At 35.5% G+C, this 20,449-nt stretch carries 15 protein-coding genes; 9 read left to right on the top strand and 6 right to left on the bottom strand.

All coding sequences use genetic code 11. The annotated features are described in order from the left end of the window. From ACNQF9_RS10700 to ACNQF9_RS10715, 4 genes are all read right to left on the bottom strand, one after another. Nucleotides 1-933, bottom strand: a complete 933-nt coding sequence (locus tag ACNQF9_RS10700) for a peptidylprolyl isomerase (protein ID WP_417959433.1) — start codon at nt 931-933, stop codon at nt 1-3. A 78-nt stretch (nt 934-1,011) separates the two neighbouring features. Then, entirely contained in the window at nt 1,012-1,716 is a 705-nt protein-coding gene (locus ACNQF9_RS10705) for a DUF3307 domain-containing protein (protein WP_417959432.1), read from the bottom strand. Next, nucleotides 1,710-2,315, bottom strand: coding sequence for a SatD family protein (locus ACNQF9_RS10710; protein ID WP_417959431.1), 606 nt, complete (start codon nt 2,313-2,315; stop codon nt 1,710-1,712). Before ACNQF9_RS10710 ends, ACNQF9_RS10705 begins: the two co-directional genes overlap by 7 nt. Before the next feature lie 254 nt (nt 2,316-2,569). Beyond that, nucleotides 2,570-4,696: a M3 family metallopeptidase gene (locus ACNQF9_RS10715; protein ID WP_417959430.1), complete on the bottom strand. Its 2,127-nt coding sequence runs from the start codon at nt 4,694-4,696 to the stop codon at nt 2,570-2,572. A 219-nt stretch (nt 4,697-4,915) separates the two neighbouring features. Here ACNQF9_RS10715 and trmD point away from each other — a divergent pair, with 219 nt between their 5' ends. The 6 genes from trmD (at nt 4,916) to ACNQF9_RS10745 (ending at nt 12,695) form a co-directional block, all read left to right on the top strand. After that, a complete protein-coding gene (trmD, locus tag ACNQF9_RS10720) occupies nt 4,916-5,593 on the top strand; it encodes a tRNA (guanosine(37)-N1)-methyltransferase TrmD (RefSeq protein WP_074723946.1) in 678 nt (225 codons plus the stop codon). A 171-nt stretch (nt 5,594-5,764) separates the two neighbouring features. Further along, nucleotides 5,765-6,115 carry a 50S ribosomal protein L19 gene (rplS, locus tag ACNQF9_RS10725; protein ID WP_073207643.1) on the top strand — a complete coding sequence of 117 codons (351 nt, stop codon included), beginning with the start codon at nt 5,765-5,767 and terminating at the stop codon, nt 6,113-6,115. 266 nt (nt 6,116-6,381) lie between these two features. Continuing rightward, the gene (locus ACNQF9_RS10730) at nt 6,382-8,604 is read left to right on the top strand and encodes an NADP-dependent isocitrate dehydrogenase (RefSeq protein WP_417959429.1); all 2,223 of its coding nucleotides are present in this window, start codon (nt 6,382-6,384) and stop codon (nt 8,602-8,604) included. Nucleotides 8,605-8,757: 153 nt separating this feature from the next. Continuing rightward, nucleotides 8,758-11,139, top strand: coding sequence for a TonB-dependent receptor (locus ACNQF9_RS10735; RefSeq protein WP_417990204.1), 2,382 nt, complete (start codon nt 8,758-8,760; stop codon nt 11,137-11,139). 40 nt (nt 11,140-11,179) lie between these two features. Further along, a complete protein-coding gene (locus tag ACNQF9_RS10740) occupies nt 11,180-12,001 on the top strand; it encodes a DUF4249 domain-containing protein (RefSeq protein ID WP_417990205.1) in 822 nt (273 codons plus the stop codon). Between the two features lie 31 nt (nt 12,002-12,032). After that, nucleotides 12,033-12,695 (top strand): thiamine diphosphokinase, encoded by a 663-nt coding sequence (locus ACNQF9_RS10745; protein ID WP_417990206.1) that lies wholly within the window; start codon nt 12,033-12,035, stop codon nt 12,693-12,695. 2 nt (nt 12,696-12,697) lie between these two features. Here the strand turns inward: ACNQF9_RS10745 and ACNQF9_RS10750 are convergent, their stop codons facing one another. Further along, the gene (locus ACNQF9_RS10750; protein WP_417990207.1) at nt 12,698-13,564 is read right to left on the bottom strand and encodes an alpha/beta fold hydrolase; all 867 of its coding nucleotides are present in this window, start codon (nt 13,562-13,564) and stop codon (nt 12,698-12,700) included. A gap of 154 nt (nt 13,565-13,718) precedes the next feature. On the opposite strand from ACNQF9_RS10750, the gene rlmF reads away from it, so the two are divergent. The 3 genes from rlmF (at nt 13,719) to uvrB (ending at nt 20,017) form a co-directional block, all read left to right on the top strand. Continuing rightward, the gene (rlmF, locus tag ACNQF9_RS10755; protein ID WP_417990208.1) at nt 13,719-14,663 is read left to right on the top strand and encodes a 23S rRNA (adenine(1618)-N(6))-methyltransferase RlmF; all 945 of its coding nucleotides are present in this window, start codon (nt 13,719-13,721) and stop codon (nt 14,661-14,663) included. Between the two features lie 192 nt (nt 14,664-14,855). Further along, a complete protein-coding gene (locus tag ACNQF9_RS10760) occupies nt 14,856-17,900 on the top strand; it encodes a TonB-dependent receptor (protein WP_417990209.1) in 3,045 nt (1,014 codons plus the stop codon). A 125-nt stretch (nt 17,901-18,025) separates the two neighbouring features. Next, nucleotides 18,026-20,017 (top strand): excinuclease ABC subunit UvrB, encoded by a 1,992-nt coding sequence (gene uvrB / locus ACNQF9_RS10765; protein WP_417990210.1) that lies wholly within the window; start codon nt 18,026-18,028, stop codon nt 20,015-20,017. On the opposite strand, the gene ACNQF9_RS10770 is transcribed toward uvrB, so the two are convergent. Further along, nucleotides 20,014-20,415 carry an excinuclease ABC subunit B gene (locus ACNQF9_RS10770; protein ID WP_417959421.1) on the bottom strand — a complete coding sequence of 134 codons (402 nt, stop codon included), beginning with the start codon at nt 20,413-20,415 and terminating at the stop codon, nt 20,014-20,016. The genes uvrB and ACNQF9_RS10770 overlap by 4 nt on opposite strands. Nucleotides 20,416-20,449: the final 34 nt, after the last annotated feature.

A 20,449-nucleotide genomic window follows, 5' to 3' on the forward strand; every position in this document is an offset into this window, starting at 1 on the left:
CTATTTCACTTCCATTAATTCTACGTCAAAAATCAGCGTAGCGTTAGGTGGAATTGCACCTCCTGCACCACGTGATCCGTATCCTAAATCTGATGGAATTACGAAACGTGCTTTGTCACCTACTCGCAACAATGCAATTCCTTCATCCCAACCCTCGATAACCTGACCTTCACCCAATCTAAATTCAATTGGTTTTTTTCTTGGATAAGACGAATCAAAAACTTTTCCGTTTTCTAATGAACCTTCATAATGTACTGCAACCGTTTTTCCGCTTTCTGCTTTTTTACCTTCACCTCTTTGAATGAATTGGTAACGCAATCCGCTTTCTGTTTTTTCAAAACCGGCAGCAAGTTTTTCCATAGCTGCTTCAACATCCGCTTTTAAAGCCGCATCACGCTTGTTACGAGATCCTTTGAACGTAATAAAAGCTTCAATTGCATTCCAATTTTTAGCCTCTTCCCCTTCTCTGATAATTTCTAAAGACTCTAGAACATCTCCTTGCTCTACAGCATCTACAATATCCTGACCTTCTACCACATGACCAAAAACGGTGTGTTTGTTATCCAACCAATCTGTTGGGATGTGTGTTATGTAGAATTGTGATCCGTTTGTTCCAGGTCCTGAATTGGCCATTGCCAAAACTCCCGGGCGATCGTGTTTTAAACTTGGATGAAATTCATCATCAAATTTATACCCCGGGTCACCAGTTCCTGTTCCTTGAGGACAACCACCTTGAATCATGAAGTTAGGAATTACTCTGTGAAATTTTAATCCGTCATAAAATTTAACCCCTTGTGGTTTTACTTTATTTTCTAAGTTACCTTCCGCTAATCCTACGAAATTCCCCACTGTTCCTGGAGTTAAATCGTGTGCTAGTTTTACTAAAATAGCACCTTTAGTGGTGTTGAATTTAGCATATATTCCGTTTTCCATTTTTGTTTAATTTTTATTGAAAGACAAATTTACGAAATTAATTTTAAAAAAGGGAACTGCGAGATTCGTTGATTCTTATCATAATCCTATAATTATATGTGTATATACTTGACTAATTAGTATTGCTATCCCAAAACTCAATAAGGTTCCTATTAAAACATATTCTGTAAGGCTACGGTCTTTCGCGTTATTTAAATCCCCAAAACGGAATATCGATTTTGCCGCCAACAAAAAGCCAATGCCTTCCCAATAATTCATTAAAACAAAAGAAAAAATAAAAACTCTTTCTATCATACCAATGTATTTACCCGCTTTGTTTGGCTCACTATCCGCCATTTTAAAGCTGGACAAAAGTACTTTTAGTACTACAGCCGTGACTTGAGTAACTAATAGCAAGGCTACCAATAGCAACACTCCTTTTGGGCTTGTTACTATTGCTGAGTCAATCGTAAACGGTTCATAATAATATAGTGCTGCAGCAATAGCAACCAGATGTAGTAACTGATCTACAAAAAATAATGGAATCGCATTTTTTTTGTTTTGAAAGTGCATTTTTCCTATATCAAAAATAAAATGGGAAATAAGAATCCACAGCATGCCAAACCAATATTTGAATTCAAATTGCATCACCAGCAGGAGCACTATAGCATGTATACCAATATGATAATAAAAGTATTTTGATATTCTTTGACCTTCATACTTTGCTTTTACCCAACTGTCTGGTTGGAGCAAAAAATCACCAATTAGGTGCGCTAATAAAAATTTAGATGCCAGTACTAACATAGTTGCTTTATTTTTTTCTGATAATACTCTAATACTTTATTTATCTCCTCGTAACCACCTCTTTTTAATCCTTCACTTATATTTCCTTGTCCTTTTTTGTTGAGATGTGTTGCTATTTCTTTTTGATTTAATTCTGGGCTTTGTAATTTTAGAAGCATTATTTCAGCTGTTTTTTCGGACCATTTATCCATGGTAAATGTGGCTAAATCAAGCATCACATTTATGGTTTCATCAAAATCTCTCCAAGGTGTTTTGATTGCTACTGTTTGTTTTTTCAAACTATCAAAACATGTTCCTGAGTTTATAAAAGCTGTGCCGTTGGATTCCGTTACTTTTTCAGCGCGGTATTCCAGTTCTCCTATACCAAGTCCCATACGAACATCTATATTATTAATTTTTTTCATCCCGGCTTTGATAATGACACTCAAAAAAAGTACGTTTTGTGGAGTTGTGATTATTTGAAAACTATCGCCTCTGTACAATTCCCAATCCAATGGTGTAGTACCATAATTTCCTAATATTTCTTTTAATGCCGTAATCCATACCTCAACTTCTGTTTTTCGAGACTGAATAATATCTCCCGTAATAATTGCTTCCATATTTTTTTGTTTACAACCATACAAATATATCTGTTTTAAAGCAGATAATTATGAAAATCTGCTTTAAAACAGATAATTATACATATCTATCATGTAACAGATTATAATGGTTGTAAAAACGCTAGCCCAGATTGAAGCGGCATCCTTTTCTTACTTTCTTTAAGCAAGAAAAGATATAGTGTAAAGCTGGAAATAGCTCCAAAAAAAAATGACATCCCTATGAATGTCATTTTTTTATTTATATCAAAATTTTATTATTTCACTAATAAACCTGCGTTTCTCAAATACGGTTCAATTTCCATATCATGTCCGATGAAATCTCTGAAGGCTTTGTTTAAATCGACACTATTACCCACTGATAAAATGTATTTTCTAAAACGCTCACAATTAGCTCTTGTCATACCACCATTGGCCTGCATCCAGTCAAAAGCATTATAATCTAATGTTTTTGACCACGTGTACGCATAATATCCTGCTGAATAGCCTCCACCCCAAATGTGAGCAAAATAAGGCGTGTGGTACCTCGTTGGCACCTCATTGACCAACAATCCGTATTTTTGCAATGCCTCTTTTTCGAAAACTAAAGTCGGTTTGAAATCAGATTCCTTTTCTACACTATGCCAAGCCATATCTAGCGTTGCCGCTGCTAAAAGCTCCGTTACTACGTATCCTTTATTAAAGGTATCGGCTTTTTTAATTTTATCAATTAACTCTTGAGGAATAGCTTGTTTGGTTTGATAATGTATTGCATAGTTCTTTAAAACCAAAGGATCCAATGCCGCATGCTCATTGATTTGGGAAGGAAACTCCACATAATCACGCGGTACAGAGGTCCCTGAAAGCGTTACATACTGCTGGTTTGCAAACAATCCGTGTAAAGTATGTCCAAACTCATGAAACAGTGTGGTTACATCATCAAAACTAATTAAGGATGGATTTCCTCCGGCTGGTTTTGAGAAATTATATACATTGACAATAACTGGTTTTTGTTTTAGGTAATGGGACTGATTCACAAAATTACTCATCCAAGCACCACCGTTTTTATTGTCTCGGGTGTAAAAATCTAAATAATATATCGCAATTGATTTTCCGTCATTATCATATACTTCATACACTTTTACATCTGGATGATAGACCGGCAAATCATTCCTTTCTTTAAACGTGATACCATACATTTGTTGTGCTGCGAAAAATACTCCTTTTTCTAAAACAGTACCAATTTCGAAATACGGTTTTATTTGACTTTCGTCTAAATCATACTTTGCTTTACGCACTTGTTCAGAATAAAAATCCCAATCCCAAGGTTCTACTTTAAATCCTCCGTTTTGCGAATCAATCAAATCTTGAATTTCTTTGGCCTCTAATTTTGCTTTTGCAACAGCAGGCCTTGCAATTTTTGCTAATAAGGCCATCGCTGGCGCAGGTGACTGTGCCATTTGGTCTTGCAATTTCCATTCTGCAAAACTTTTCTTCCCCATTAAATTTGCTTTTTGCAAACGCAATCTTGCCATTCGTTCTATTACTTCACGAGTATCACCATCATCATTTTTTTCGGCACGATTCCAAGATGCTTTGAATATTTTTTCTCTTGAAGCTCTATTTGTAAGACTTTGCAATACGGGTTGCTGTGTCGTATTCAACAATCCTATTAAATACTTTCCATCTTGGCCTGCTTCAGTAGCTTTTACTTTTGCAGCGGCAATTTCATTCGTACTCAACCCGGCTAAATCATTTACATTGTCAAATAAAATGGCTCCATTTTTTCGGGCTATCAATAATTTATTTCCAAAGAGTGTACTCAAACTTGCCAATTCCTCATTGATTTTTTTCATTTTATCTTTATCCCCAGCAGACAAATTTGCACCGGCCAATTCAAATTGTTGCAAATAATATTGTGTCAATTTTTTGTCTTCTCCCTTTAAAGCAGCAATTTTTAATGCTTTGAAGCGATTGTATAACTTACTATTCAGATAAATTTTATCGTTGTGTGCTGAAAAAAGTGGCGCATACTGCTCCTCAATATTTTGCAATGTCGGATTCGTATTTGACCCTGTTAGATTATAAAAAACGCCCGTTGCTCTGTTTAAATCCACTCCACTGGTTTCTAAAGCTAGCACTGTGTTTTGAAAAGTTGGCTTTCCAGGGTTGTTTGCAATTTTTTCAATTTCTTGATCGTGAATTTTTAAACCATATTCAAAAGCAGGTTTAAAATGTTCGTCTTTAATTAAATTAAAAGGTGGCGCTTGATACTGCAACGTACTTTTTTGTAAAAGAGGATTCGTCATCTTAACGGATTTGTTTTGTGCACAGAGTGTTTCAGTTTGTAAAGAAGCAACTAAAAACAAGGAACTGGCAACGATTATTTTAGAAAAAATTTGCATAAATTGAATGGTTTATTTTGAAACATAAAAGTAGTTCAAAAAAGCATACTATGAAATACGACGCAATGAATAAATTTCTACAACCAATACCCGCAATTAGGTCAATAGGCCAAATTTGTTCCTAAAAAGAGTTTAATCCTCAATTTGGTTATTTGAAAAACGCGGCAACTTTGTACCTTTGCTACCAAATCCCCGGGATTAAAACTTAGAAAAGAAATTATGCGTATTGATATTGTTACTGTTCTACCAGAATTATTGCGAAGTCCTTTTGAGGCCTCGATTATGAAACGTGCCATCGACAAAGGTTTAGTAGAAGTTCATTTTCACAATCTACGGGATTACACGACCAACAGGCAGAAAAGCGTCGATGATTATCCGTATGGTGGTGGCGCTGGAATGGTCATGACGGTACAACCTATTGACGCCTGTATTACCCATTTGAAAAGTGAAAGAACTTACGACGAAATCATTTATATGTCGCCAGACGGGGAAACACTAAACCAGAAAATGGCGAATACCATGTCAATGTATGAAAATATTATTATCCTTTGCGGCCATTATAAAGGTGTAGACCAACGCGTGCGCGATCACTTTATCACTAAAGAAATATCGATTGGCGATTATGTATTGAGTGGTGGTGAATTAGGAGCTTTGGTATTATCCGACGCATTGATTAGATTGATCCCAGGAGTATTAAGTGATGAAACCTCCGCATTGACAGATAGTTTCCAAGATGGATTACTTTCAGGCCCCATATACACACGCCCCGCAGATTATAACGGATGGAAAGTTCCTGAGGTACTGACCAGTGGAAATTTTGCCAAAATTGACAAATGGAGGGAAGATATGGCGTATGAACATACGAAGAATAGAAGACCGGATTTGCTGGAGGAGTAAAATCTAGTTTACTATTGTATTTATCTTAACCACCTCAGTGTAAGGATTCAAATAATTCAAAATTTATAATTTATAATTCAAAATATTTATTTACTTTTGCACCCACATTAGATTAACCTCTGGCGAAATCCGCGAATGTTGCTTTAATACAACCCATAATTAAAAAATATCATGGCAGATTTAATGAAATTCGTTCAAGACGAATTCGTAACAAGAAAAGAATTCCCAGTTTTTGCAGCTGGAGACACTATCACTGTTTACTACGAAATTAGAGAGGGTGAAAAAACTAGAACACAGTTTTTTAAAGGAGTAGTTATACAAAGAAGAGGTTCTGCTAATACAGAAACTTTTACTATTCGTAAAATGTCAGGAGCAGTTGGAGTTGAGCGTATCTTCCCCGTTAATCTTCCAGCATTACAAAAAATTGAAATCAATAAGAAAGGTGCTGTACGTAGAGCTAGAATTTTCTACTTCAGAGAACTTACTGGTAAAAAAGCTAAAATTAAAGACAAAAGAAGATAGTATACTGTCTCTTTACTATAAAAGTTCCAACTCTGTTGGGACTTTTTTTTTGGTTACTATTTTCCTTATAAATTCCTAATTTAGGATTAATGGATCTATAAAACTGACAATATAAGAATAACAAGTTGGTAATCATAAAAATCGTGTTTTTCTACATGAAATCCACCTTCTATTACATCTGATTTTCATATATTTGTCCGCCTTATTTTAAGTGAAATCCCTTATATAAGCTACATTTAACGTGATTCGATTATAAAAATAAAAAAATGACACAGAAATCAAAAATTTTTTACACCCTTACTGATGAAGCGCCTTTATTGGCAACGTATTCATTTTTACCTATTGTACAAGCATTTACAGCAACTTCTGACATTGAAATTGAAACTAGAGACATTTCTTTAGCCGGAAGAATTTTAGCAAACTTTTCGGAGTTTTTGACAGAAGATCAAAAGACAGGAGATGCTTTATTAGAACTTGGGCAATTAGCGACAACTCCAGAAGCTAACATCATAAAATTACCAAATGTTTCGGCATCTGTTCCTCAATTAAAAGCAGCTATTGCTGAATTACAATCTCATGGATATAGTATACCAAACTTCCCTGAGGAACCAAAAAACGAAGCGGAGACAACCATCAAAGCTAAATACTCTAAAATATTAGGCTCAGCGGTGAATCCTGTTTTACGCGAAGGAAACTCGGATCGTAGAGCTCCAAAAGCAGTAAAAAATTACGCTAAAGCTAACCCACACGCCATGGGTGCATGGTCTGCTGACTCAAAAACACATGTAGCTTCTATGGAAAGTGGTGATTTTTACGGAAGTGAAAAATCACTTACTCTTGCCGATGCCACTGATGTAAAAATCGAATTCGTTGCTAAAGATGGTTCCGCTACTGTCCTAAAAGCAAGTACTCCATTAAAAGTAGGTGAAATAATCGACAGTTCAGTACTGAACCTAAACGCTTTAAAAACCTTCGTAGCCAAAACAATTACAGAGGCAAAAAAATTAAACGTTTTACTTTCGGTTCACCTGAAAGCTACAATGATGAAAGTTTCGGATCCAATTATTTTTGGAGCTATCGTAGAAGTTTATTTCGCAGCTGTTTTCGAAAAATACGCTGCCTTATTTGATGAATTGAATATTGATACCAGAAACGGTTTAGGTGATGTGTATGCAAAAATCGCAGGAAAACCAATGCAGGCTGAAGTGGAAGCGGCATTAAACCAAGCAATTACAAACGGGCCAGCATTAGCTATGGTAAATTCTGAAAAAGGAATTACCAATCTTCATGTTCCATCAGATGTGATTGTGGATGCTTCTATGCCGGCCATGATTCGTACCTCAGGACAGATGTTCAATAAAGACGGACAACAACAAGATACCGTAGCCATGATACCAGACAGATGTTATGCCGGTGTTTATACAGCGACAATTGATTTTTGTAAAAAACATGGCGCTTTTGACCCAACTACAATGGGAAGTGTGCCTAACGTAGGTTTGATGGCACAAAAAGCAGAAGAGTACGGCTCACATGACAAAACATTCCAAATGACTGCTGACGGAGTGGTACGTGTTGTTGACACTAATGGAAACGTTTTGATGGAACAAGCCGTTGAAGCTAAAGACATTTTCAGAATGTGTCAGGCAAAAGATGCTCCGATTCAAGACTGGGTTAAATTAGCGGTAAACAGAGCCCGTTTATCTAACACTCCAGCTATTTTTTGGTTGGATAATAACAGAGCGCACGATAGAGAACTAATCACAAAAGTTACAAAATATTTAAAAGATCACGATACTACAGGTTTAGACATTCAAATACTGAATCCTATAGATGCAACAAACTTTACCTTAGAAAGAATCATCAAAGGATTAGATACTATTTCTGTAACAGGAAACGTATTACGTGATTATTTAACGGATTTATTCCCCATTTTAGAAGTGGGAACATCCGCAAAAATGCTCTCTATTGTTCCATTAATGAATGGTGGCGGTTTGTTTGAGACTGGTGCCGGTGGATCAGCTCCAAAACACGTAGAGCAGTTTACGGCAGAAGGATACTTGCGTTGGGATTCCCTTGGTGAGTTCTTGGCTTTAGGTGCTTCATTAGAGCATTTAGGACAAACGTTAAACAATTCTAAAGCAATTGTTTTAGCGGAAACTCTTGATGTCGCTACGGAGAAATTCTTGGCAACTGATAAATCACCAGCACGTAAACTAGGCGGAATTGACAATCGCGGTTCTCATTTTTATTTGGCTATGTATTGGGCAGAAGCCTTAGCAGCGCAAGATAAAGAAGCCGCGTTGAAAACTATCTTTACTCCTATTGCAGCAGAATTTGCAGCAAACGAAGCCAAAATCAATACGGAGTTAATTGCAGCACAAGGAAAACCACAAGATATTGGTGGTCATTACCAACCGAATCCTGAAGTAACAAGTAAAGCAATGCGTCCAAGCGAAACTTTCAATACTATATTAGCAAAAATCGCTTAATTAACTACATTATAATTTTAGTAATACTATTGAAAAGACAACTGGAAACAGTTGTCTTTTTTTTATATTAGCAATACCTTAACATCTGTTATACACCAATTGAAATTCTATTTAATGTAATTTGCAGTTCTTCATTTCGATAAAATTTAAACAATGACTCCAAAGAAAATCACTACCTTTTTAGTTGTATTATTAGCTACTATTTCGTCTTTCGCTCAAGAAAAATTTACCTTAAGTGGGATTATTATTGATGCTAATAGTAATGAAACTTTAATAGGAGTCAACGTTATTATACCCCAATTAAAAACGGGCGTAACAACCAATGAATACGGATTTTATTCCATTACATTACCTAAGGGAAATTATACGGTTCAGATAACTTCACTAGGATATCAAAACATTTCAGAGTCAATTATTTTAAACCAAAATATAAAAAATAATTTCAAGTTATCCAGCAATGAAACGGTCCTAAAAGAAGTTATTATTAATGATAATAAAACCAGAATAGACATTAGAAAACCAGAAATGAGTGTCAACAAACTCTCTATTTCAGCCATCAAAAAAATGCCTGTTGTACTGGGTGAAGTCGATATTTTAAAATCTATTTTATTGCTTCCCGGGGTAACTAATGCTGGCGAAGGGGCATCAGGCTTTAATGTTCGTGGTGGAGGCGCGGATCAAAATTTAATTTTATTAGATGAAGCTACTATTTTTAACTCTTCCCATGTTTTTGGGTTTTTCTCCGTTTTCAATCCGGATGCAATCAAAGATTTGAAATTATACAAAGGCGGAATCCCCGCTCGTTTTGGCGGGAGAGCTTCTTCGGTTTTAGACATTTATCAAAAAGACGGTAATAGTAAAGAATTTCATGTCAATGGAGGAATTGGATTGATTTCCAGCCGTATTTTGGCCGAAGGACCGTTGATAAAAGACAAAGGTTCCTTCCTTATTGGCGGGAGAAGTTCCTACGCTCATTTATTTTTAAAGCTATCCCCAGAACAAAAAAATAATTCTGCTTATTTTTATGACTTAAATACTAAATTGAGTTATAAATTGGATTCGAACAATAGTCTTTACTTGTCTGGCTATTTTGGTCGAGACGTTTTCAGTCTCAACAAAAGCTTTACTAACATTTATGGAAATGCTACGGTAAACCTGCGTTGGAATCACTTATTTTCCGAAAAATTGTTTTCGAATTTATCGTTGATTTACAGTGATTTTTATTATGGTCTGGATTTGGATTTTATAGGATTCAAATGGGATTCTGGTATTAAAAACTACAATATCAAGTACGATTTTAAGAAATACATTTCTGATAAATTCAAATTGAATTACGGGGTAAACGGAATTTATTACGAGTTCAACCCAGGAACCATAAAACCATCTGATGCGGATTCTGGAATCAATTTTGATCAATTAGATAAAAAATATGCTCTTGAATCTGCCCTTTATATCAATGCAGATCACGAAATCTCCAAGAAAATAGCGCTATCCTACGGACTTAGGTACAGCATGTTTTACCGCTTAGGACAATCTACTGTAAACATTTATCAAGATAACAATCCTGTAACGTTCAATTCGGACTTACAGATTTATGAAAAAGCAACTCCAATTGGCACCCAGTTTTACGACAGAAACCAAGTAATGAAAAGCTATAATTATTTAGAACCGCGGTTTTCATTGGCGTATCAAATCAACGATGACCAATCTATAAAAGCGAGTTACAACAGAATGGTGCAGTATTTACAACTCATTTCAAACACCTCATCGCCTACTCCGCTCGATGTCTGGACGCCAAGCGATAGTTTTATCAAACCACAAATTGCCGATCAAGTGGCATTGGGTTATTTTAAAAACTTTAAAGAAGGTGTATACTCCCTTGAAGTAGAAACCTATTATAAAGAAGTGCAAAACCGATTGGATTATATTGACGGCGCTGATTTGATTGCCAATAAAGCCATTGAACAAATAATCCTGAACGGTCAATTAAGATCCTATGGTTTAGAAATCATGTTCCGAAAAAATGAAGGTAGATTTAACGGATGGATATCGTATACATTATCAAAATCAGAGCAAAAAACTCCTGGAAGAACACCAATAGAAACTGGAATCAACAACAGCCAATGGTACAATTCAGTATATGACAAACTGCATAATATTGCCATAACCACTTCCTACAATTTGAATGAAAAATGGTCTTTTGGAGCTAATTTTGCACTGCAAACTGGTCAACCGGTAACGTATCCTGTTGGACAATATGAATACTTAGGAATCAATGTACCGAGTTATGGATTGAGAAACGAAAATCGTCTTCCAGCTTACCATCACCTTGATATTGCCGCAACATTGACTCCCAAAAGCAACAAAGACAGACAATGGAAAGGCGAATGGGTATTTAGTATCTATAATCTTTACAATCGAAAAAATGCCGCTTCTATCAATTTCAGACAGAATATAGAAACAGGAAGTAATGAAGCTGTAAAAACTTCGATATTTGGTGTTGTTCCAGCGGTAAGTTATAATTTCAAATTTTAAAAATAAGAATTTATTAAGACCCCGAAATAAAAGCAAAATCATGAAGAAAATAACACTTTACCTAATAATTATTATTGCTATTCTAAACAGTGCTTGCGAAGATGTAATTGAAGTAGATCTGGATAATGCTCCGCCTAAACTAGTTATTCAAGCAGCTATCAACTGGAAAAAAGGAACTTCAGGAAATCAACAAAAAATAAAACTGACCACTACTACCGGTTTTTACAGTACTGAAATTCCAAAAGTTTCTAATGCAACTATTTATATTAAGAACAGTACTAATACGGTCTTTAATTTCACAGAAGTTGCCAATACAGGGGAGTATGTATGCAATGCATTTATTCCGATAATAAATGAAATATACACTTTACATGTTATTAGCAACGGCAGTACCTACATCGCTTCAGAAGTGTTGAAACCCGTTGCACCAATAACAAAAATTGTACAAAATAACCAAGGTGGTTTTATAGGGAAGAACATAGAGATTAAAACATTTTATCAAGATCCAGCAAGTGAAGCTAATTTTTACCTCTACAAATATGTGTATTCGAACCAAGTGAAATCAAACTATTATGTAGACCAAGATGAGTTTTTTAACGGGAACGAATTCTTTAGTATCTCGCAAAATGATGACTTAAAAAAAGACGATAAAATTGAAGTAAGCCACTTTGGGATTTCTAAAGCATACTACAACTATATGAGCGTTTTAGTAAGTATTGCTGGAAATAATGGAGGTGGACCGTTTCAATCTCCGCCTGCAACCGTAAGAGGAAACATCATCAATACTACTGACGCGGCTAATTATCCATTGGGCTATTTCTCCCTTAGTCAAGTCGATATTAGAAATTACACTATTGAATAACTACATTTGTATTCGAAACAAATAAGTAACTATGTCATCACATCATATCGTTCGGGACGACCAAGAGCCTGCATTAATCATTGCCAACGGCGCTTCCTGTCATCCAGAACTATTGGGCCAATTACTAGAATGGTCTCCGCTCGTTGTTGTATTAGATTCTGCTATGGTTCGCGTCATGAAACTAGACATCAAAGTCGATGTGCTTCTTGGAGATTTCGACAGAGGATTTGATCCTGAAATCTATAAAATAGCTCAATATCCAATTGAAATCATTCATACGCCGGACCAAAATAAAACCGATTTAGAAAAAGCTTTTGACTATTTAATCGAAAGAAAGATTCCCGCCGTAAATGTCGTTTGGGCTACTGGACGAAGAGCCGATCATACGATTACCAATCTTACCAATATCACACGGTATAGAAATCTACTTAAAATTGTAATTCTGGACGATCATTCAAAAGTTTTTTTATTACCCAAGAAATTTGAAAAATGGTACCCCGCAAACACTCCTATTTCATTAATACCTATTGGTCACGTTACAGGAATTCATTCCGATAATTTATTCTATCCGTTAAAAGATGATAATCTTACTATGGGGTACAGAACTGGAAGTAGCAATCACGTTATCAAAGATGGTATTGTAACTATAGCACACGAAGAAGGAGATTTATTAATGATGGAATGCGTGGATTAGTATTATTTTAAATTCAACAATGCATTTCTCACAATTTCATAATGACTCCAAGGGATAAAATGATTCGCTTTTTTGATAGTTATCGTATCCATTGATTTTGCATTAACAAACTTTTTTTTCATAAATGCTACATTGCTATACGGTACCAAAGCATCTTTGGTCCCATGAATTATAGTCACATCACAAGTAATTTTTTTGAGGTCCGACTCCAAATTGATTAAATCGTGTTTCAACCACCATAATTCATCATTAGAAGGACGTAAAGCACCGGGAATCAAATACCGCAATGGCGGGACTTTAATAACAGTTCTCCATTTCTCTGGTTTTTCTGCTTTTGGATCTAATGCTCCCGCGAGTATAACCAGTCTTGAATACCATGACGGGTGATCCACAGCTAACTTAGCTACAACTGGACCTCCAATGGAATGTCCCACTAAAATTACAGGTTTGTTATTTGCCATTTTCAATATAAATTCTGATATCCTTTCGGATTGCACCTTCAAATTTTGAGCATTACCAAAATCACTGTACCCAAAACCCGGTCGGTCAATCGCAATCATTCGGTATTTTTGCAACAATAAAGTGTCTTTAAGATATTCTTTGAAGGCATTCCAGCTTCCAGGTGAACCGTGTACAAAAAACAATGTTGGATTTTGAATATTACCCGTTTCGACATAATGTATTTTATAGCCGTCAAAACTTATTGTTTTGTCCTGAAATGCTGTCCGAGAGGCAGCAAAAAATTGTGTTGTTTCCGCATTAGAAAATCGCATGGTCATACAAGATTGACACAAGAGAATATAGAAAGCGACAAAAGTATAAACAATATATCTTTTTTTAAATTTAAATCTGGTGAATATAAAAGCCATTCAATTCATTTTTTTATAAATATAACCGATTTTATGTTACAATAAATCTACACTTTTCCCCTTTTATGATTTTTTTTCATTCCATTATTGTATGAAATTCCCCTTTACGCCCTAAGTAAATAGTTATACCTATATTTGCATCGAAATATAGAAAATGAAACCGAAAACGATTCCCGAAAAGACTAATTTACATCCGAGAAATCTTGACCGATTTGGATATAATTTTGAGCAATTAATAGCAAAATCTCCTGAATTGAAGCCTTTTGTTTCTATTAATGAGCATGAAATCGAAACAATTGAATTTAACAATCCTGATGCTGTAAAAGCGCTTAACAAAGCTTTATTGCTGTTGCATTATGACATTCAAAACTGGGACATTCCCAAAAATTATCTTTGTCCACCAATTCCCGGAAGAGCTGATTATATTCATTATCTAGCTGATTTACTAGCTTCCAGTAACAACGGAATTATTCCGAAAGGCGAAACGGTTCAAGGCTTAGATATTGGTGTGGGTGCCAATTGTATTTATCCTATAATTGGTAATTCAGCCTACGGATGGAGTTTTGTGGGTACAGACATCGATTTAAAAGCAATCGAAAATTGCAGCACAATCATTGAAAAAAATCCAAAACTGATTGATGCTATCAGTTTACAGCAACAAACAGAATCCCGTTTTATTTTTAAAAATATAATTACTCCTGAAGATAAATTTACGTTCACCATTTGCAATCCCCCTTTTCATGCTTCACAGGATGAAGCCACAAAAAGTACTGTTAGAAAAATAAACAATTTAGAGAATACGAAAACCACAAAACCTGTTTTAAATTTTGGAGGCCACAATGCTGAATTATGGTGCGAAGGCGGCGAACTGAGTTTTGTCACTCAAATGATTTATGAAAGTGCTAAATATCCGATGCAATGTTTATGGTTTACTACTTTGATTTCTAAAAAAGAAAATCTTTCTAGTCTTTACAAAACCCTAAATAAAGTGAGTGCTGTAGAAATTAAAACCATTGATATGGCTCAAGGTCAAAAAATAAGCCGAATAGTCGCTTGGACTTTTTTGAGCAAAGCACAACAAAAGAAATGGGAATTTTAAACGTATGAGTATTTTAAATTTCAACACTATTTAAACACTATTCCATTTTAAAAAAAATCATATTAATTATCATTGTTGTAAAAAAAAGCAGAAATATAAACAATTCATTAAATTCGAATTATTCGTATTAATAAAATTAAAATTAACGTTGTTTTAGTAGTAATTTAGCATCCATAATCTTAAATAACCAAAATGAAAAAAATTTTACTTATTCTAACCCTAATTTTAACTGCAGGCCTATCCGCTCAGGAAATTAAAGTATCAGGGGTTGTAACTGACGAAACAAAAGCTACTTTACCCGGTACCACAATCCTCGTTAAAGGAACTACAAAAGGAACTACAACCGATAGCGATGGAAAGTATACGATCAGTGCAAAAATCGGAGCTGTTTTGCAATTTTCGTATGTGGGTCTAGAAACCAAAAACGTTTCTGTTACAACAAGTGTACTAAATATTACTTTAATTGGCAGTGGTGAAACGTTACAAGACGTTGTTATTATTGGTTCTCGTAATCCTACTAGAACTGTAACAGAATCAGCAGTACCTATAGATGTGATAAGTATGAAAGAAATTGCTTCTCAAGGTGCACAAGTCAACTTAAATCAAATCTTAAACATGGTTGCGCCTTCGTTTACATCAAACACGCAAACTGTTGCTGACGGAACAGATCATATTGATCCCGCACAATTAAGAGGTTTAGGACCCGATCAAGTATTGGTTTTAATAAATGGAAAAAGAAGACATACTTCTTCATTAGTCAACATTAATGGATCTCCAGGTAGGGGGTCTGTAGGAACCGATTTGAATGCAATTCCTGCATTTGCCATTGAAAAAATTGAAGTATTGCGAGATGGCGCTTCTGCACAATATGGTTCAGATGCCATTGCTGGAGTAATCAATATTAATGTTAAAAAAAATACTAACAAATTAGAAGTAAACCTCTTTGGAGGAGGTAACCTTTCTAAAGGAGCTAATGACCACGATGGTGGAATTGATGGCGGAAATTACCAATTAGACTTAAATTACGGAACGAGTCTTGGAAAAGAGAAAAGCTTTATCAATGCAACGGCTAGTTTTCAACTCAGAGATGCTACAAGCAGAGCAAAAGACGTGACAGGAAACTTATTCAATGCGTATAATGCTGTAGAACAAAGAGCTGCCGAAGCTGGAACAAATATCAATGCCTTGTTTGGAAACATAAATAATACTCCAAATACAACTCAAATACTTACCACAATAAAACAATATGCTCCACAAGTAGGTTATTTTACAACGGCGCAACAAACTGCTATAACTGGTGCTGCAAACATCTCACAAATGCAAACTGCATTGAACTTCGATGCTACAGCAGGAGAATTAGCGTATAGAAGTCTTGAAAGAAAAGACTTTAATATGAGAGTGGGACAATCTTCCTTGAAAAGTGCCCAATTCTTTTTGAATGCTGCTTATCCAATAAATGATAAATTAGAAGCGTATGCTTTTGGTGGGACTAGTTATAGAAATGGAGAAGCTGCAGGTTTTTACAGAAGACCTAATCAAGCCAGATCATATACCGGTTTGTATCCAAATGGTTTTTTACCGGAAATACACTCTACAATCAATGACGTCTCTGTTGCCGCAGGTATTAGAGGCCTTATATTCGAAAATTGGAATTTTGACTTAAGCAACACTTTTGGAAGAAATGCTTTTGATTACGGTGTTGAAAATACAGTAAATGCCTCTTTAAGAGAAAATTCTCCTACAGAATTTGATGCGGGTGGTTTGGCTTTCGCCCAAAACACAACTAATTTTGACATGAATAAAAAATTTGATGTGCTAAAAGGACTGAATGTCGCTTTTGGAGCGGAATACCGTCATGAAAACTTTTCAATAAATGCAGGTGAGTCTAATTCGTACAATCAATATGATATAAATGGTGGTGTAGTAACAGGAACTACAGCTGCAAATATAAGAGTAACTGACTTTTTTGGAGCTGCAAGACCAGGTGGTTCTCAGGTATTTCCAGGTTTCAGACCTGCAAATGCAATCGATAAAGACCGAAACAGCGTAGCCGTATATACTGATTTAGAATTAGATCTTACTGACAAATGGTTAGTTAATGGAGCAATTCGTTTTGAGAACTATTCCGATTTTGGAAACACAACAAATTTTAAAGTAGCAACTCGTTATAAATTAACAGATAATATCAATTTACGCGGCGCTATTTCTACAGGATTTAGAGCACCATCTTTACACCAAATCTACTTTAATTCAACTGCTACACAATTTGTAGGTGGTGTGCCCTTTGAAGTAGGAACGTTCAGTAATGATTCGCAAGCAGCACAATTACTAGGAATTCCAAAATTGAAACAAGAAGAATCTCAAAGTGCCAGTATTGGCTTTACAGCCAAAATCCCTGAAGCTAATTTAACCTTAACAGCGGATGCTTATGTTGTAAAAATAGACGACAGAGTAGTGCTTACGGATCAATTTTCAAGACCTGGTGGCACTCCCGCAGCAGGATCACCAAATGCAATTTTGAATGCCTTATTTGATACTGCCGGAGCAACTGCTGCAACTTTCTTTGCAAATGCTATTGACACAGAATCCAAAGGAATTGATGTTGTAATAAGCCATAAAACAAGTTTTGGAAATAACATATCGCTAAAAACCGATTTATCAGGAACATTTTCTAAAACCTATAGAGTTGGAGAAATTCACGCCTCTCCAGTATTACAAGCTGCAGGCCAAATTAACAGATATTATTCTGAAGCAAGTAGAGTGTACTTACAAGAAGCAATTCCTAGAGTAAAAGCTAATTTAACCAATTCCATTACCTACAAAAAATTCGATTTCTTCTTGAGAAATGTTTATTTTGGCAAAGTTACTGATCCGAACACTGCAGACGTAAATGGAGACGGAAGAGTTGAAGGGGTTATAATAAACGGTCAAGCAGTAGAAATTGAGCACCCGATTTGGGGAGCAAAAATCATCACTGATTTATCCGTCGGTTTCAAAATTACCAATGCAGCAAAAATTGTTATTGGTGCTAATAATATTTTTGATATTTATCCAGATTTAAATCTTGGAACACAAACGGCAATCAGACCTCGATTAGTATCTGGAGCTATCGATTATACTGCTGCTCCAGCAACAATCGATTTATCAAATGCTAACCAATTCGTTTATTCAAGAAACGTATCTCAATTTGGTCAAAACGGTCGGTTTGTCTTTGCCCGATTGAATTTAAGCTTCTAAAAATAATTTAGATAATCAAAACCATCCTGCTACAACAGGATGGTTTTTTTTTTGGCTTACTCTTTGGTAAAAAAGAATCCAAACTTTGTACCTTTGTGACTCTAAAATCTTGCCTCTTAAAACCAATGAATTTCCAAGTAGTATCCGATTACCAGCCTAAGGGCGACCAACCCCTTGCAATTGAAAAATTAACGCAAGGGATTATTGACGGTGAAAAATTCCAAACTTTACTGGGAGTTACGGGATCCGGAAAGACATTTACCGTGGCCAATGTAATTCAAGAAGTGCAAAGACCAACTCTAGTTTTGGCACACAACAAAACGTTGGCGGCACAATTATACTCGGAATTTAAACAATTCTTCCCGAATAATGCCGTGGAATATTTTGTCTCTTATTACGATTATTACCAACCCGAAGCGTTTATGCCCGTAACTGGCGTTTTTATTGAGAAGGATTTATCCATCAATGAAGAACTCGAAAAAATGCGAATGTCAACCACTGCCTCGTTGCTTTCCGGAAGAAGAGATATTTTGGTTGTAGCATCGGTTTCATGTTTGTACGGTATTGGAAATCCAATTGAATTTCAGAAAAACTTAATTCCTATTGAGAAAGGACAAATTATTTCCAGAACCAAATTATTGCATCAACTGGTGCAAAGTTTATATTCCAGAACCGAAGCCGATTTTAATCCCGGAAGTTTTAGAATAAAAGGCGACACCGTAGATATTTACCCCAGTTATGCCGATGAAGCGTATCGAGTTCATTTTTTTGGAGATGAAATAGAAGAAATTGAAAGTTTTGATACAAAGAATTCTCTAGTAATTGAAAAATTTGAAAAACTGACGATTTATCCCGCCAATATGTTTGTGACGTCTCCAGATGTTTTACAAAATGCCATTTGGGAAATTCAACAAGATTTGGTAAAACAAGTCGATTATTTCAAAGAAATAGGAAAACATTTGGAAGCAAAACGATTGGAAGAACGTACCAATTTTGACTTGGAAATGATTCGAGAACTTGGCTATTGTTCCGGAATTGAAAATTACTCCCGTTACCTCGATGGGCGTTTGCCAGGCACAAGACCTTTTTGCTTATTGGATTATTTCCCAAAAGACTATTTAATGGTAGTAGACGAAAGCCATGTGACACTATCTCAGGTAAGCGCTATGTATGGTGGAGACAGAAGCCGAAAAGAAAATTTAGTAGAATATGGTTTCCGTCTTCCTGCTGCTATGGACAATCGCCCATTGAAGTTTGACGAATTTGAGGCCATGCAGAACCAAGTGATTTATGTTTCAGCAACACCAGCGGACTATGAATTACAAAAAACGGAGGGTGTAGTTGTGGAGCAAGTAATTCGCCCTACAGGATTATTAGATCCTATTATTGAAATCAGACCTAGTTTAAACCAAATTGATGATCTGATTGAAGAAATTCAGGTTCGGGCTGAAATTGACGAACGTGTTTTGGTCACCACTTTAACCAAAAGAATGGCAGAAGAGCTAGCCAAATATTTAACAAAAGTCAATATTCGGTGCCGTTATATTCACTCTGAAGTAGATACACTGGAACGTATCGAAATCATGCAAGATTTACGAAAAGGAATTTTTGATGTGTTGATTGGTGTAAATTTACTCCGTGAAGGTTTGGATTTACCCGAAGTTTCTTTAGTGGCAATTCTGGATGCAGACAAAGAAGGTTTTTTACGAAGTCATCGTTCGCTTACGCAAACAATTGGTCGCGCTGCGAGAAACCTGAATGGAAAAGCGATCATGTATGCTGATAAAATTACCAATAGCATGCAAAAAACCATTGATGAAACCAATTATCGAAGAACCAAACAAATCAATCACAATACTTTAAATAATTTAGTACCTCAAGCTTTAAATAAAAAAATTGAGAGCGCCTTTACTAAAAACCCTTTGGCTGATTATGAGTTAGGGTATGCTTTAAATACTGCAGCCGAAACTGAAAATTTATATTTGTCAAAACCTGAGATTGAAAAAATAATCCGAGAAAAACGTAAGTCAATGGAAAAAGCCGCCAAAGATTTAGACTTCATGCAAGCAGCAAAATTAAGGGATGACATCAAAAGATTACAAGAACAATTGACCTAATTATGTTGTTCTTGAAAAACATGCAATAAAACTTCCGGATCAATAATTGCATTGGGTGCCTCGTTCATCAACTTAAGGATTCGTTTCGTGGCACTAGGATTAAGTCCCATTCCTATGGCAATTTGTTGGATAGCAAGCGCTTCTTTTTTATGTAAAACTCCATCACTATACATCAATAAAGCCAATCTATAAAATTGCTGTACGCGTTGAAATTCAGATTTAATAGGTAGAGATGGTAATTCTTGATGAAAAAAGTCGTTAAAAACATCAATTTCGAAATTTAGCGCATTGGCTATAATTGCTAAAAACTCATATTCTTTCTTATGCAAATGCCCATCTACAGTAGAAAAAGCAATCATCTCTATAAGTAAGCTCCTCTTTTCTTCAAATGTATTCATCAAATTATTATTTTTAGCTAAAATATTGTTTTTA

The sequence above is a fragment of the Flavobacterium amylolyticum genome (assembly GCF_048284335.1).
Classification (GTDB): domain Bacteria; phylum Bacteroidota; class Bacteroidia; order Flavobacteriales; family Flavobacteriaceae; genus Flavobacterium.

Excerpts from the sequence above, each read along its gene's own strand:
- ACNQF9_RS10710 (WP_417959431.1), bottom strand. The coding sequence starts at position 2,315 with ATGGAAGCAATTATTACGGGAGATATTATTCAGTCTCGAAAAACAGAA.
- ACNQF9_RS10715 (WP_417959430.1), bottom strand. The coding sequence starts at position 4,696 with ATGCAAATTTTTTCTAAAATAATCGTTGCCAGTTCCTTGTTTTTAGTT.
- ACNQF9_RS10735 (WP_417990204.1), top strand. The coding sequence starts at position 8,758 with ATGACTCCAAAGAAAATCACTACCTTTTTAGTTGTATTATTAGCTACT.
- uvrB (WP_417990210.1), top strand. The coding sequence starts at position 18,026 with ATGAATTTCCAAGTAGTATCCGATTACCAGCCTAAGGGCGACCAACCC.
- ACNQF9_RS10730 (WP_417959429.1), top strand. The coding sequence starts at position 6,382 with ATGACACAGAAATCAAAAATTTTTTACACCCTTACTGATGAAGCGCCT.
- ACNQF9_RS10700 (WP_417959433.1), bottom strand. The coding sequence starts at position 933 with ATGGAAAACGGAATATATGCTAAATTCAACACCACTAAAGGTGCTATT.
- trmD (WP_074723946.1), top strand. The coding sequence starts at position 4,916 with ATGCGTATTGATATTGTTACTGTTCTACCAGAATTATTGCGAAGTCCT.
- ACNQF9_RS10705 (WP_417959432.1), bottom strand. The coding sequence starts at position 1,716 with ATGTTAGTACTGGCATCTAAATTTTTATTAGCGCACCTAATTGGTGAT.
- ACNQF9_RS10760 (WP_417990209.1), top strand. The coding sequence starts at position 14,856 with ATGAAAAAAATTTTACTTATTCTAACCCTAATTTTAACTGCAGGCCTA.
- ACNQF9_RS10750 (WP_417990207.1), bottom strand. The coding sequence starts at position 13,564 with ATGGCTTTTATATTCACCAGATTTAAATTTAAAAAAAGATATATTGTT.
- rlmF (WP_417990208.1), top strand. The coding sequence starts at position 13,719 with ATGAAACCGAAAACGATTCCCGAAAAGACTAATTTACATCCGAGAAAT.
- ACNQF9_RS10770 (WP_417959421.1), bottom strand. The coding sequence starts at position 20,415 with ATGAATACATTTGAAGAAAAGAGGAGCTTACTTATAGAGATGATTGCT.
- ACNQF9_RS10740 (WP_417990205.1), top strand. The coding sequence starts at position 11,180 with ATGAAGAAAATAACACTTTACCTAATAATTATTATTGCTATTCTAAAC.
- ACNQF9_RS10745 (WP_417990206.1), top strand. The coding sequence starts at position 12,033 with ATGTCATCACATCATATCGTTCGGGACGACCAAGAGCCTGCATTAATC.
- rplS (WP_073207643.1), top strand. The coding sequence starts at position 5,765 with ATGGCAGATTTAATGAAATTCGTTCAAGACGAATTCGTAACAAGAAAA.